General features: G+C 38.6%; 10 protein-coding genes. 7 read left to right on the top strand and 3 right to left on the bottom strand.

All coding sequences use genetic code 11. The features are described from left to right. Window position 1 precedes the first annotated feature (1 nt). The 5 genes from addA (at window position 2) to ACFTQ7_RS17890 (ending at window position 8,749) form a co-directional block, all read left to right on the top strand. Window positions 2–3,718: a helicase-exonuclease AddAB subunit AddA gene (gene addA / locus ACFTQ7_RS17910; protein ID WP_386830218.1), complete on the top strand. Its 3,717-nt coding sequence runs from the start codon at window positions 2–4 to the stop codon at window positions 3,716–3,718. Window positions 3,719–3,817: 99 nt separating this feature from the next. Continuing rightward, the gene (locus ACFTQ7_RS17905) at window positions 3,818–4,984 is read left to right on the top strand and encodes a DUF418 domain-containing protein (protein ID WP_386830217.1); all 1,167 of its coding nucleotides are present in this window, start codon (window positions 3,818–3,820) and stop codon (window positions 4,982–4,984) included. Between the two features lie 625 nt (window positions 4,985–5,609). Then, on the top strand, window positions 5,610–6,512 hold the full coding sequence (locus tag ACFTQ7_RS17900; protein ID WP_079559548.1) for a fumarylacetoacetate hydrolase family protein: 903 nt from the start codon (window positions 5,610–5,612) through the stop codon (window positions 6,510–6,512). Window positions 6,513–6,691: 179 nt separating this feature from the next. Then, complete coding sequence (locus tag ACFTQ7_RS17895; RefSeq protein ID WP_386830216.1) at window positions 6,692–7,060, top strand: YisL family protein; 369 nt, start codon at window positions 6,692–6,694, stop codon at window positions 7,058–7,060. A gap of 162 nt (window positions 7,061–7,222) precedes the next feature. After that, complete coding sequence (locus ACFTQ7_RS17890) at window positions 7,223–8,749, top strand: alpha-amylase family glycosyl hydrolase (RefSeq protein WP_386830215.1); 1,527 nt, start codon at window positions 7,223–7,225, stop codon at window positions 8,747–8,749. Window positions 8,750–8,808: 59 nt separating this feature from the next. Here ACFTQ7_RS17890 and ACFTQ7_RS17885 read toward each other — a convergent pair whose 3' ends face one another. Together ACFTQ7_RS17885 and ACFTQ7_RS17880 are read right to left on the bottom strand one after the other, a co-directional pair. Then, on the bottom strand, window positions 8,809–9,666 hold the full coding sequence (locus tag ACFTQ7_RS17885; protein WP_349659105.1) for a DegV family protein: 858 nt from the start codon (window positions 9,664–9,666) through the stop codon (window positions 8,809–8,811). A gap of 354 nt (window positions 9,667–10,020) precedes the next feature. After that, on the bottom strand, window positions 10,021–10,830 hold the full coding sequence (locus tag ACFTQ7_RS17880; RefSeq protein ID WP_386830214.1) for a Cof-type HAD-IIB family hydrolase: 810 nt from the start codon (window positions 10,828–10,830) through the stop codon (window positions 10,021–10,023). A 121-nt stretch (window positions 10,831–10,951) separates the two neighbouring features. On the opposite strand from ACFTQ7_RS17880, the gene ACFTQ7_RS17875 reads away from it, so the two are divergent. After that, window positions 10,952–11,716, top strand: a complete 765-nt coding sequence (locus ACFTQ7_RS17875) for a prolyl oligopeptidase family serine peptidase (RefSeq protein ID WP_386830213.1) — start codon at window positions 10,952–10,954, stop codon at window positions 11,714–11,716. 53 nt (window positions 11,717–11,769) lie between these two features. Continuing rightward, entirely contained in the window at window positions 11,770–12,078 is a 309-nt protein-coding gene (locus ACFTQ7_RS17870; RefSeq protein WP_197139853.1) for a metal-sulfur cluster assembly factor, read from the top strand. A gap of 778 nt (window positions 12,079–12,856) precedes the next feature. On the opposite strand, the gene ACFTQ7_RS17865 is transcribed toward ACFTQ7_RS17870, so the two are convergent. After that, window positions 12,857–13,543 (bottom strand): Crp/Fnr family transcriptional regulator, encoded by a 687-nt coding sequence (locus ACFTQ7_RS17865; RefSeq protein ID WP_386830269.1) that lies wholly within the window; start codon window positions 13,541–13,543, stop codon window positions 12,857–12,859. Between the last annotated feature and the right edge of the window lie 12 nt (window positions 13,544–13,555).

Raw genomic sequence — 13,555 nt, 5'->3', positions numbered from 1 at the left:
GTTGGTACAAAAAATACCTGAAAAGCCAGCGGAAGTGACATGGACTGACGACCAGTGGAAGGCAATCTATGCAAGCGGCCAGGATACACTTGTATCGGCTGCGGCAGGCTCTGGTAAAACGGCAGTTCTCATTAATCGAATGATTGAAAAGGTAGTAGCGACAGAGGATCCCATCAATGTCGACGAGTTACTTGTCGTAACATTTACAAATGCATCCGCTGCTGAGATGCGTCACCGTATGGCGGAGGCACTTGAAAAGGCTATTGCAGAAAATCCAACTTCTAACCATTTGCGACGCCAGCTAAGCCTTGTCAATAAAGCGCAAATTTCAACGCTGCATTCTTTCTGCTTAGCTATTGTGAAGCAGTACGCCTATATGCTAGATATTGATCCAGGCTTTCGTATAGCAAATGAGGCAGAGGTTGCTTTGTTAAGGGACGATATATTAGCCGAAGTATTAGAAGATGCTTACGATTCTGAGGATGAAGCACAGGTTCAAGCAATCTATCGCCTTGTTGATAGCTTTACATCGGATCGTGATGATCAGGCAATAGAAACTTTAATAAGCAAGCTTTATGATACGTCCTGTGTTCATGCAGAGCCTCAAAAATGGCTTCGTAGTCTACCAGAGACATACGACTTAGCAGCGGACGTAACAATTGATGATTTAGAGCTATCAAAATATGTGAAATTAACAGTCAAGCATAGTCTTGAAGAGGCATTTGTGTTAATTTCTGAAATGCGTGCCATAACGCTACAGCCTGCTGGACCAGGACCATATGCTGAAACTGCAGAAATGGATTTTGCTATGATTCAGGAAGGCATTCGCATTAGTCGTGAAGGAACATGGCAAGAACTCTTTGATTATTTTGCTACCGTAAAGTGGTCAACGTTAAAGCGTGTATCCAAGGATGCTTTAGTAGATGTGGAGCTACAGGAGCTTGCTAAGAAAAAGCGTGAGGCAGCTAAAAAAATTGTAAACAAGCTTAAAGAGACTTTCTTCGTTCGTACTCCTGCACGATTGCTGGAAGAGATTCGATTAATGGGGCCTACGATAGGAACATTGGTCGAATTGACGAATGTTTTTAGTGAACAGTTCCGCATCGCGAAATTAGAACGAGGAATTATTGATTTCTCAGATTTAGAACATTTCGCCTTACAAATTTTAACTGTAGAAGTTGAAGGTGAATTACAGCCTTCACCTGTTGCTCTAGATTTAAAGCAACATTTTAAAGAAGTGCTTGTGGACGAATATCAAGATACAAATATGTTACAAGAAACTATATTACAGCTTGTGAAAACGGGTAGTGAGCAAGATGGAAATCTTTTTATGGTTGGGGACGTCAAACAAAGTATTTACCGTTTCCGTTTAGCAGAACCGAAGCTTTTTATGCGAAAGTATAGCGAGTTTCTAGAGACGCCAGATTTGACGGGGATGCGTATAGATTTAAACGCTAACTTCCGTAGTCGAGAAGAAGTGTTGAACGCTACAAACTATGTATTTGCACAAATTATGGGTGAGCGAGTTGGAGAAATTCTTTATGATGAAAATGCTTCACTAAAGCCAGCAGCCCCCTATGATGACAAAGAAGTTCCAGTAGAGCTAGTCATCATGCATCCTCCCGAGGAAGAGGAGTTGGACGAAGAAGCAGAAGATACTGTAAGCAACGCTTCTGAATTAGAGGAATTAAAAAAATCACAGTATGAGGCACGTTTTATTATTGAGCGTATTCGACAAATGATGGAGGACGGAACAACCGTATTCGATACAAAAACGAAGACAGAACGTCCGTTAAAATATAGTGATATTGTAATTTTAATGCGTTCAATGACATGGTCAACAGATTTAGTAGAGGAATTTAAGCTTGCGGGAATCCCGCTCTATGCGGAGTCCTCAAAAGGATATTTTGATGCGCTTGAAGTGATGATTATGCTGAATGTACTAAAGGTTGTTGATAATCCATATCAGGATATTCCTTTAGCTTCAGTGCTACGTGCTCCATTTGTTGGCTTAACAGAAAATGAGCTAGCAAAAATTCGACTAGCAGATACGAAAGCGCCGTTTTATGATGCATTAAGGCAATTCATTCGAAGTGAGGGGCATGGTGTGCAGTCTGACACTTTTGTGAAGCTTCAACGATTTATGCTAGCATTTGAAAACTGGCGAGATTTAGCGCGACGTGGTTCGCTGTCAGATTTAATTTGGAAAATTTATTTAGATACGCATTATTATGAGATGGTTGGAGCGATGCCGAATGGGAAGCAGCGTCAGGCCAATTTACGCATTTTACACGACCGTGCTTTAATGTATGAGAAAACAGCCTTTCGAGGACTATTTCGCTTTTTACGTTTTATTGATCGTATGCGTACACGAGGCGATGATTTAGGGACGGCGAAATCGATTGGAGAAAAGGATGACGTCGTTCGCCTTGTGACTATTCACTCTTCCAAAGGGTTAGAGTACCCAGTTGTCTTTGTGGCAGGGATGGGGAGACCGTTTAATAAAATGGATTTCCATAACCCTTATTTATTCGATCAAGATTTTGGTCTTGCAGTGAAGGCAATTGATCCAGAAAATCGTATTACGTATACATCTCTACCATTTTTAGCTTTGAAGGAGAAGAAAGAGCTTGAAATGCGTGCTGAGGAAATGCGTGTATTATACGTAGCGATGACACGTGCAAAGGAGCGACTTATTTTAGTCGGCTCGGTAAAAAATTGGGATAAAACCCGCGACAATTGGCTGGATGCACAAAGCTTGCCGTTAGATGCCCCTTTACAGGAGTATTTACGAGCTAGAGCAAATAGTTACTTTGATTGGCTTGGGCCTGCAGTAGCAAGACATGCAGATTTTTCAGCCATTGCTGCTTCCCCTTATAAGGCAGCAGATGATGTATCGCATTGGTGGGTACGAGCTATTGAAACAAGCCATTATGCGTATGATATACAGGCGTTAGAGGACGAGGTACAGCAATTGCTAGAAACACCCGAGGACGAAGCTTTGGAGTCGGAAATTACGATGCGCTTTCAAGCACAGTATGCGTTTCAGAAATCAACACAAAAACGTTCAAAAACATCTGTAAGTGAAATTAAGCGTTTAGAAAATCTTCAGAGACAGGAAGAGCCTGAGTATTACTTTTCAGCACCTTCTAAGCAAAAATCGACGACCGTTGCACCCCGTCCAACCTTTTTACAGGACAAGCAGCTGACAGGTGCAGAAATAGGTACAGCGGTTCATACAGTTATGCAACATGTCCCTCAAAACGGCTTTACGGACGTACAGGAGGTTCAGGAGTTTGTCACTAATTTAGTGAATAGACAGCTTCTGACCGAGGCTGAGGGGAAAGTTGTTCCGTCGAAAAAAATATATAATTTCTTTACAACAGACATTGGACAACGCTTTAAAAAAGCAAAAACAATTCGCAGAGAATTGCCATTTACGATTAGTCGAGTAGATGAAGATGGCGACGCTCAAATTGTACAAGGAATTATTGATTGCTTATTTGAGGATGAAAACGGTGAATGGATCTTACTTGATTATAAGACCGATCGTATCCAATCACATTTTGCTGAGGAACCAGCATTAACGAAAGAACTTTTAGAACGATATGGTGTCCAGCTTAGAGTGTATAGTGAGGCGATAGAATCGATCCTTCAAATTAAAGTGAGTGATAAGGTTCTCTATTTATTTGATATTGAACGGGCTATACATGCATAAGTGAAAGCGGTGAAAACAGGGCTATCTGGGTAGTTTCATATAAGGGAATGCGTGTTAGAGAGTCCTGTTTTCGCCATATACATAGAGGAGGCTTTTTTTGTGGAGTTAAAACCGACAATGTTGCAGGAGCGCATCGCAACATTAGATATTTTACGTGGTATTAGCTTACTAGGCATTTTACTCGTTAATATGTTTGCCTTTTATTTGCCAATGCCCTATATTGATTTGGCATCATGGTTTACAACACCGTCAGATATTGTGTGGCAGCAAAATTTAGATATTTATGTACAAAGTAGCTTTTATCCACTGTTCGCCATGTTATTTGGCTACGGACTCGCTATGCAATGGCGGAAAGCACAAAGTCGTGAACAAAATTTTTATGCGATAGGACTTCGAAGACTTTCTGTATTATTTGTATTTGGTTTGCTACATGCTGTGCTCATTTGGTGGGGCGACATTTTGATGGTGTATGCATTTTGCGGCGTTTTTTTAGTGCTCTTACTACGTCTACATCCAATTTGGTTATTGTCAATTGGCATTATGATTAGCGGCGTCATGCAAGCTTTTATGTTATTTGTAGTAGGATATATTAATTTTAATACAAAGATTGATGAGTATTTAGATATTACTTCAGTAGAGCAGGCGATAACTGCTTATGGAACAGGGAGTTGGGTTGATGCATTTATGCAACGTCTAACTGATTTATCGTTTCAGGCAGGAATCGGCATGTGGTTTGTGGCATTATTTACAATTCTACCATTTATGTTAATTGGTGCCGCAGCCTCTAAATGGCGTTTAGTAGAACGAGCGAGAGAACTTAAATGGCTATGGCTGGCATTAGCAGTAGCTGGGTTAGCAATTGGTATTTTTATTAAAAGCTCACCGATCATGTTTACGCGTACGTATTTATTAGACTACTTGAAAGTATACATAGGTGGTCCAATTTTAGCAGTAGGCTATACGGGGCTCATTGTTTTACTTTGTTTACTCCCAGTTGTACCAAAATTGCTTAGTCCTTTTGCGAAAATAGGGCGCATGTCGTTTACAATGTACATACTTCAATCGGTCATTGGAACATGTCTGTTTTATCAATTTGGATTTGGCTTGTATGGAAAAGTAAACGTCGCAACAGGCGTGCTAATTGCGGTAAGCATTATTATTGTACAAATGATTGTGGCAGAAATTTGGCTAGCGAAATGGCAACAAGGTCCGTTAGAGGCTTTATGGCGCAAGTTAACGTATAAGACGAAAACTAAAGCAGGATAATTGTTATGGGCTTGACTCTCGTGCAAAAAGCGCGCAATCTGCGGTGGAAATTAGCGTGCATTTTCAATGTGAGGGCAACATAAAGTTAATGAATACGTCTTGTATAATAAGAATAATTAATTGCGATTTGCTCATTATAAAATGTTTGGGATAGCATTTGTTAAAACGTATGTTAGTTGATTGTAGTGGAGGATGGGCGACTCCTTGGGGATCAGCGATAGAGGAACGAAGGCTAAAACCATCACATCCTGTGATAACGCCTTCGTGACCAACATCGGTGCCGCTGCCGCTTCGTTAGCACTATGCTTTCGCGCAAAAAAAAATCTGTTGGCCCGAGACCCTGCAGCGAAGCGAAGCGGCAGTAACAAATGTTTTAACTGTGCGAAAGCGTAGCGACAGCAACAAATGTTTTAACTGTGCGAAAGCGTAGCGACAGCAACAAATGTTTTAACTGTGCGAAAGCGTAGCGACAGCAACAACAAAGCGCCCAGTCGGAACGGAAATCAACCACACGTTATGGTAAAAAACCAGCAAATTATTCGGAATAAAAATAGTTTTCGTAAAAGTAAGGCAATTTCTATAATTTTGTTGTATTATGTAAAAAAAAGAAGGAGCTCTGAAAATCATGAAAATTTTATCATTTAAATTAGGTGGACATGTAAGCTTTGGACCAAAAGTAAAAAAAGAAGAAGCAGTATGGGATGTACTCGCTATTCAAAATGAACTTCAAGTTCTCCCTTCTTTTTCAAGTTCAATTGTAGATGGCATTGCTCTAGGCTTTGATTTTGTTGAACAGATTCGTAAATTAGTAGAAGCCGCTGAAAAATCAGACCGTGCTAATAGTTTCAAACGCGAATTTACAGTGATCGAGTGGTTATCACCGATTCCACGCACACCAAAAAACATTATGTGTATTGGGAAAAACTATGATGAACATGCTAAAGAAATGGGTGCAGAAGCAGCTCCAACAGACTTAATGGTATTTACAAAATCTCCGACTGCTATTGCTGCTGATGGCCAAACAATTTCTATTCATGCCGATCTTTCATCTAAAATGGATTATGAAGGCGAATTAGCGGTTGTCATTGGTAAACGTGGTAAAAATATTCCGAAAAACTTAGCATACGATTATGTATTTGGCTATACGATTGCCAATGATCTAACAGCTCGTGATTTACAAGAAAAACATAAGCAATTCTTCTTAGGAAAAAGCTTGGATGGAACTTGTCCACTTGGACCTTACCTTGTAACAAAAGATGAAATTCCGAATCCACAAGATTTAACAGTCGTTACAAAAGTGAACGACGAAGTACGTCAAAACGGCTCAACAAAAGATATGATGTTCACTGTAGAATCATTAGTATCGATTTTATCTCAGCATGTTACATTAGAGCCAGGTGACGTTATTTTAACAGGGACTCCAGCAGGTGTTGGCAAAGGTATGAATCCGCCACAATTCTTAAAAGCTGGTGATACTGTAAAAGTATCTATCCAAGGCATCGGTACTTTAGTGAATCATTTTGAATAATTTTTCAAATCCGCGTGAGTTTACCTCCGCGGATTTTTAACTTCTTTCAGCTGATTCGGACGTAATTATGCCGAGGGAATTAATGTATATGATATGAACACTATTGTAATGTTTGAAACCCTTTCCATCACATGGTAGGATAGAGTTTGATAGAAAAAAGAATATGAGGTGGGACAATAATGGATTTCTTAACTAGCCAAACGCATTTGCATATTACTACTTGGGTAGTTGCAATCGTAATCTTTTTAATTGCGGCATTAATGGGCAAGCAGTCAAAAGGCTTACATATGACATTACGTTTATTCTACATTTTAATTATCATTACTGGTGGAGCACTATTTATTAAAGGCATGGATTATGGTATGGGTATGCTCTATGGCTTTAAATTTATAGGTGGTATTTTAGTCATTGGTATGATGGAAATGGTATTAGTTCGTCAAAAGAAAAACAAACCAACGGGTATGTTTTGGATTTTATTTGCAGTATTCTTATTGATTACATTGTTCCTAGGTTTCAAATTACCAATGGGTCAAAATTTCTTAGCATAATTTTGTAAAAGTCGTGAAGTTCTCGCTTCACGGCTTTTTTTGAAGGAGAAATTGTTTAGGTCCCACGATCAAGTCGATAAATTGTATTTGAAGGAGAAGTTGACACCTTTTTGCCGTAATTCATTTTGTCATTTTCGGAAAATATTTTGAAAAGATAGCGACGTGACTATTTTATTTGGTAAAATGACGGAGGATTGGTTTGAAAGAGAGGGAATTAAAGTGAAATTCAAAAAGTGGATAAGTGCGACAGCTGCATCGCTTTTACTAGCAACTTCATTAGTGAGTGCTACACCAGTTGCACATGCTGATGAAACGTCGACAAGAACGATTGCAGAAGAAAGCATCTATGATTTACTCGTTGACCGTTTCTTTAATGGTTCGGGCACTAACGATTTTGATACAAATACGCAAGACGCTACTAAATTTGCAGGAGGCGATTTTGCAGGTTTACAGGATAAACTAAAATTTATCGGAGAGATGGGCTTTACAATCGCTTCTATTGGCCCGATTTTTGCCACTGAGAAATATGATGGATCGATGCCGACGAGCTACTCTTCAATTGAGCGTCATTTTGGGACGGCTGAGGAGTTTCAAAGTGTCATTGAGGCCTATAAAGCTAAAAACGTATCGATCATGGTTGATTTTCCATTAAACAATGTAAGTCCGAATCATGAGTGGGCAAAAGATTCAGCGAAAAAGGACTGGATTGCTTCAACAAATAATGGACAAGTACAGTGGGACTTAACAAACAAAGACGTACAAGACGCACTTGTTAAATCAGCAACAGACTTTATCTCTACATACGATGTTGGTGGAGTGCGTTTAACAAATATTGCTGGTGCTGATACAGAGTTTATCAATGCAGTAATTAAAGCATTAAAAGATACGAAAAAATCACTCTATGTCATTTCAAATGAAGAAAGTGATGCAAACTTTGATGCAAGCTTTTCTAAAGGTTCAGCTGATATTTACCGTAATATCTTTAAAAATGTTGATATGGATTCTACTAAGTTGATGGAGCCTATTGCAGGTAAGAAACCAACTCAGATTATGATTGATTCGCTAGATACGCATCGATTTACATTTGATTCTGCAACAGAAAATATGTTCCCACCAACGCGTTTGAAAATGGCGATGGGTGCTTTATTTATGATGCCAGGAATTCCAGTTGTACAATATGGTACAGAAATTGCAATGAACGGTGAAAAAAAGCCAGATACGCACCAAATTTATAACTTTAAAACTGATACAGAATTAATCGACTATATTAAAAATGTCCAATCTTTACGTAATAAATCTGAGACATTACGCAATGGTGATTTTGAAGTTCTCACAAATGAAAATGGCCTACTTGTATTTACACGTACGTCCGATAAAGAAAAATGGGTCATCATGGTTAATAATACTAGTGAAACACAACGCGTTGATTTAACACCTGCTCAGCTTGGTGAAGGTAAAATGCTAAACGGTATTATACATGAAGAAAAAGTTCGTATTAATGAAAAAGACGTTTATCCAGTTATTTTAAATCGCGAAATGGTAGAGATTTATCAAGTTAGAAATGATGAAGGATTAAATGTACCTTATATGGTAGCACTAGGATTAGTATGGTTAATATTCATAGGATTTGTAGTTGTTATTATTAGACGAGGTAAAGTACGACGTAAAGAGCAAGATGCTCTAAATTAATCCCAGTAGGATAAAATGAAAAATCCCCTTAACACTTTTCAGTGCGGAGGGGATTTTTGTTACGCTTGATAGCTTTTATTTGTAAAGAAGATGGCAATTGTACCTGGTCCTACGTGTGAGCCGATAGCTGAACCAATCATTGTTACTTGAATAGCTTTTGGTGAAAATCTTTCTTGGATAGAAGCCTTTACTTCGTTGGCAAATTCCACATCATCACTATGGCTAATACCAACAACTTTTTCAGAGAAATTTTCACCGCGCGCCTGCATTAAATCTAACATGCGAGCGATGGCTTTTTTACGTCCGCGTGATTTTTCAATCGGGACAAGTTTACCATCCTCTACATTTAAGATGGGTTTTATGCTTAGGAGCCCCCCAAGAAATGCGCTTGCCTTAGATACACGACCACCTTTAGCAAGGTAATCTAAATCTTCCACCGTAAATAAGTGCTCCATCTGTGGGGTAAGGGCTGTAATTTTTGCTTCGATTTCTTCCAGTGAAGCACCTGTATTTCGAAGGCGAACGGCTTCTTCGACTACTAGGCCGAAACCTAGTGAAGCACATTTAGAATCGATAATAGCTAATTTAAGGGAGGGATATTGCTCCTGTACTTGATTGCGAATCATGACAGCGGTATTATAGGTGCCTGATAATTCCGATGAAAAGGCAATATAGATTCCTTCCTCTTCATTTTTCGCTAGATTTTCGAAATGATTGAGAAATAGCTCTGGTGATACTTGGGATGTTTTTGGGCGAGCACCTTGACGAATAGCGTCGTAAATTTCTTTGGAATCAATCGAAATGACATCATCATATTCATTATTGTTTAATTGCACTCGTAGTGGAAGAAGTTCAATATTGTTTTCTTCGTAGTAAGACTTTGGTAGATCACAGCCACTATCAGTAAAAATTTTCATCATTTGTCCCCCTAATTTAATATTCTTTTAACTCTATATGAGAAGTTTACAAATACCTATACTACATAACAGGTGAACACGTGTCGAGTTTTCAATTTCCACTCTATATTTCTCGAAACTACTTCCTAATAAAATTTTATATAGATATATTATCATATCGTGTTTCAGTATAATTGCAACTCAGTGTATTGTTAACTCGAAAGTTAAAGTGAAAAATGGGCTCATCACCATAACGTGTGGTTGATTTCCGTCCGACTGGGCGGACTTCGCGCAACTTTTATAGATGGCTTACATTTTAATGAATGACATCCACAACTTATGGTGATGATCCAAAAATAGGGTGTTTTTATTTAACTAGGATAGTTTCAATCGCTCGATAAGCATTTTAGCGATGCCATCGTCATTATTGGTTGTCGTAATTTCGTTGGCAATGTTTTTTAAAGCAGGGATTCCATTGCCCATTGCGACACCGATACCGGCATATTCAATCATTTCTAAATCATTGTCCTCGTCACCGAATGCAATAATACGCTCGCGTGGGATACCTAAATCCTGTGCTACATGAGCGATTCCTACTGCTTTATTTAAGCCACGGCGAACAATTTCAATAATGTGAAGTGGGGCACCCCAACGACGATGTTCAATGACTTCTGCATGGACAGCCTGTAAATGGTCACGAATAATCATTGAATTCACTTCATTCGCTTGAATCAGTAAACTAGTAGGGTTTTCAAGTAACTGGGTATAGAGATTCCCATGAGTAATTTTAGGATTCCCCATATTAAATATATTTAAAATCCGTGAGTTCTCTGTATGAACATAAATATCGTCCTTAACCTCCGCTATAATATTTTCATATTCATAGCTATTGATGGAATTGACGACATCATGTACTACGCTTAAATCAATAGGAGTATGCTTAGTCTGCCAAGCTGCATTTTTAGGATGGTGGACGTAAGCACCATTAAAATTTACGATGGGCGTTGTAAGGCCAAGTGCGTGATAATAAAGATCACTCGCACGATAAGGACGACCGGTAGCAATCATAACTTGATGGCCTTGCTCCTTTGCCTGCAATAATGTTTTTTTAGTTTTTGCCGAAATTTGTTGTTGGTCCGTTAATAACGTACCATCTAAGTCCAAAACGATTAAATGCGGTTTCATAGCTTTTTGCCCCTTTCTTATAATTTGAATAGTATCGTTTTGTAAACCATTCGTCAAAATTTTGTCACAGTGAAAAAAGTTTGCTAACATAAAGATGAGACAAATGTTGGGAGTGACAAAGATGATTGTTGAGAAAGAATTGTGGGGAAATATTCCTTTATTACATATACATACGGAAAATATGAATGAAGAAACCCCGGTAGTAATTTTTTTACATGGTTTCACGAGTGCAAAAGAACATAACTTACATTATGCATATCAATTAGTAGGCAGAGGGGTGCGTGTCCTATTGCCAGATGCAAAATTACATGGCGACCGTAGTGAAGGCCTGACTGAGATGCAATTGAGCTTACATTTTTGGGATATTGTTTTAAATTCTATTCATGAAGTGGAACAATTATATAATGAATTAAAGAATAAAAAATTATTACTGAATGATAAAATTGGCATTTCTGGTACATCAATGGGTGGTATTGTCACATCAGGCTGTTTAAAGCGCTATGATTGGATCAAGACAGCAGCAGTTTGTATGGGTGCACCAAGTTTCACTAAATTAGCGGAGTATCAATTACAGCAATTCGCAAAAAACGGTGTGAATTTGCCAATGTCCGAAGAAGAAGTACAACAAACGAATGAGCTTCTAGCTAAATATGATGTGAGCCTAACACCAGACAAATTTGCAGAACGACCTGTCCTATTTTGGCATGGGGAGTTAGATAAAACTGTACCTTTCAAGGAAACATATGATTTTTATTTAACTTTACGTAAATATTATGAAACGAATCCAGAAAACTTGAAATTTTTAGCTAATAAGAAAGCTGGTCATGCTGTCTCACGTGATGGTACGTTAGCAGCAACTGAATGGCTTGCACAGCATTTGGCATAATAAGATGCATCTGCTATGATTAAGTTAACACTGTGACGAAAGGAGAAATACAGATGGATCAAGATATGAAAGACAGCATGTTCGGTGCATTAGAAAATGTAATTGACCCTGAGCTTGGTATTGATATCGTCAACTTAGGTTTAGTATATGATGTAGAGTTAGATGAAGAGGGTGCAGCAACGGTTACAATGACGTTAACGTCTATGGGCTGCCCAATGGGACCTGTTATTGTTGATCAAGTGAATACAGCATTAGGTGAGCTTCCAGAGGTAAAAAGTACAAATGTAAATATTGTATGGAATCCACCTTGGTCAAAAGATAGAATGTCACGCTATGCAAAAATGGCATTAGGTGTACGCTAACTCTGCTTAATGCACAATAAAAAATCCCTGCTTTTAACTCTAAGCGGGGATTTTTGCTGTTTAAAACTATTGTGTCAAAAAATTATGGTGTTATATAAAGTAGGGTTCTTTGGCAAAATGAGTGGTTGATTTCCGTTCCGATTGGGCGCTTTCCTGGGGGCGTCCGATGAGCCGCTTCACTCGCGGTGCTCGCTCCAGGGTCTCATCTGTGACGCTGATCCCCAAGGAGTCGCCCAGTCTCCACTCCAATCAACTGATTCACATAGCATACGTTTTAACAAAATGATTCCAACTTATTAGTTTTATCGAAACACTTTCTGGAATTATCGCCAAACTTTTAAATTTTATCGATAAACTTTCACTTTTCATCACCCTTCTATTCATTTTTATCGACATCCAGCTTCCAATGAGCAAAAACACTACTTTAGCAAAAGGGTTTGTCTGCGGAAAACGAAGATATACAATCGCGTTATTGCTATAAGTTGTTCAATTATGATGCGTCTTCATAGTGTCCAATTTTGAAATACATATAAAATTTATAAAAGTTCTACGCTATCGCTGATTGGAGTGGAAGGCTACTCGACTCCCGTGGGAAAGCGAGACAGGCGAGACCCTGGACTGAGCGGAGCGAAGGAAGCGGCTCGACGCTCGCCCACAGGAAAGCGAGTAGCCTGGAACGGAAATCAACCCCTAGCTTTGCAAAAGAGCCATAATTATTTCAATAGAACACAGAATCCCCGCCTATAACTCATAAGCGGGGATTTCGTATGTAAGTGTATTAATCAATACGACATATTTGTAACGGGCAATTTTCACAGGCGATTTCATCCTTTAAAAATTGTAGATCGTGAATGGTTATATAACCTTTTTCAAAAGATATAATATTGTGCTTCTTTAAATCATTCAGCATGCGATTAATCATCTCTCGACTCGTCGCACATAAATTAGCGATCTCTGTATGTGTTAACGGGAAGTCAATATAAATAGTGTCATTTTCTAACGGCTTCCCATAAGTATTCGAAAGACGGATAAGCGTTGAAAATAAAGCGCCCTTTTTCCCATTTAAAATCAAATCACGCAAACGGCTTTGATGCTTTAAATTTTCTGTTTGCAACCACTTCATATATTCCACCATTAAAATAGGTTGTTCCACTAGTAAAAGTTCTAATGTTTCGAGGCTAAGAACATATAAACTGGAGGGCTCTAGTACTTTAGCGGTCATCGAATTATACGTAAAGTTGCAAAATAATGAGCTTTCTCCAATGATGCTATCTGGACCACAAATACGAATGGTTAATTCCTTCCCATTCTCCGTTTCTTGACTAATCGAGATAGCTCCTGTTTTTATATAATAAATTTCTTTCGCACGTTCGCCCTCTAAAAAGATTTTACTATCCTTATTCACTTTAATAAAAACACCGTGCTTTTGAAAAAGATCGTGAAATTTCACTTGTATATTATCCATAATAGTCATTTC

The organism is Lysinibacillus sp. NPDC056959, assembly GCF_042674095.1.
Lineage (GTDB): Bacteria > Bacillota > Bacilli > Bacillales_A > Planococcaceae > Lysinibacillus > Lysinibacillus zambalensis.
The sequence above is the reverse complement of the archived record's forward strand: the minus strand, read 5'-3'. Positions and strand labels throughout refer to the sequence as shown.

Excerpts from the sequence above, each read along its gene's own strand:
- ACFTQ7_RS17900 (WP_079559548.1), top strand. The coding sequence starts at position 5,610 with ATGAAAATTTTATCATTTAAATTAGGTGGACATGTAAGCTTTGGACCA.
- ACFTQ7_RS17895 (WP_386830216.1), top strand. The coding sequence starts at position 6,692 with ATGGATTTCTTAACTAGCCAAACGCATTTGCATATTACTACTTGGGTA.
- ACFTQ7_RS17885 (WP_349659105.1), bottom strand. The coding sequence starts at position 9,666 with ATGAAAATTTTTACTGATAGTGGCTGTGATCTACCAAAGTCTTACTAC.
- ACFTQ7_RS17880 (WP_386830214.1), bottom strand. The coding sequence starts at position 10,830 with ATGAAACCGCATTTAATCGTTTTGGACTTAGATGGTACGTTATTAACG.
- ACFTQ7_RS17875 (WP_386830213.1), top strand. The coding sequence starts at position 10,952 with ATGATTGTTGAGAAAGAATTGTGGGGAAATATTCCTTTATTACATATA.
- ACFTQ7_RS17870 (WP_197139853.1), top strand. The coding sequence starts at position 11,770 with ATGGATCAAGATATGAAAGACAGCATGTTCGGTGCATTAGAAAATGTA.
- ACFTQ7_RS17865 (WP_386830269.1), bottom strand. The coding sequence starts at position 13,543 with ATGGATAATATACAAGTGAAATTTCACGATCTTTTTCAAAAGCACGGT.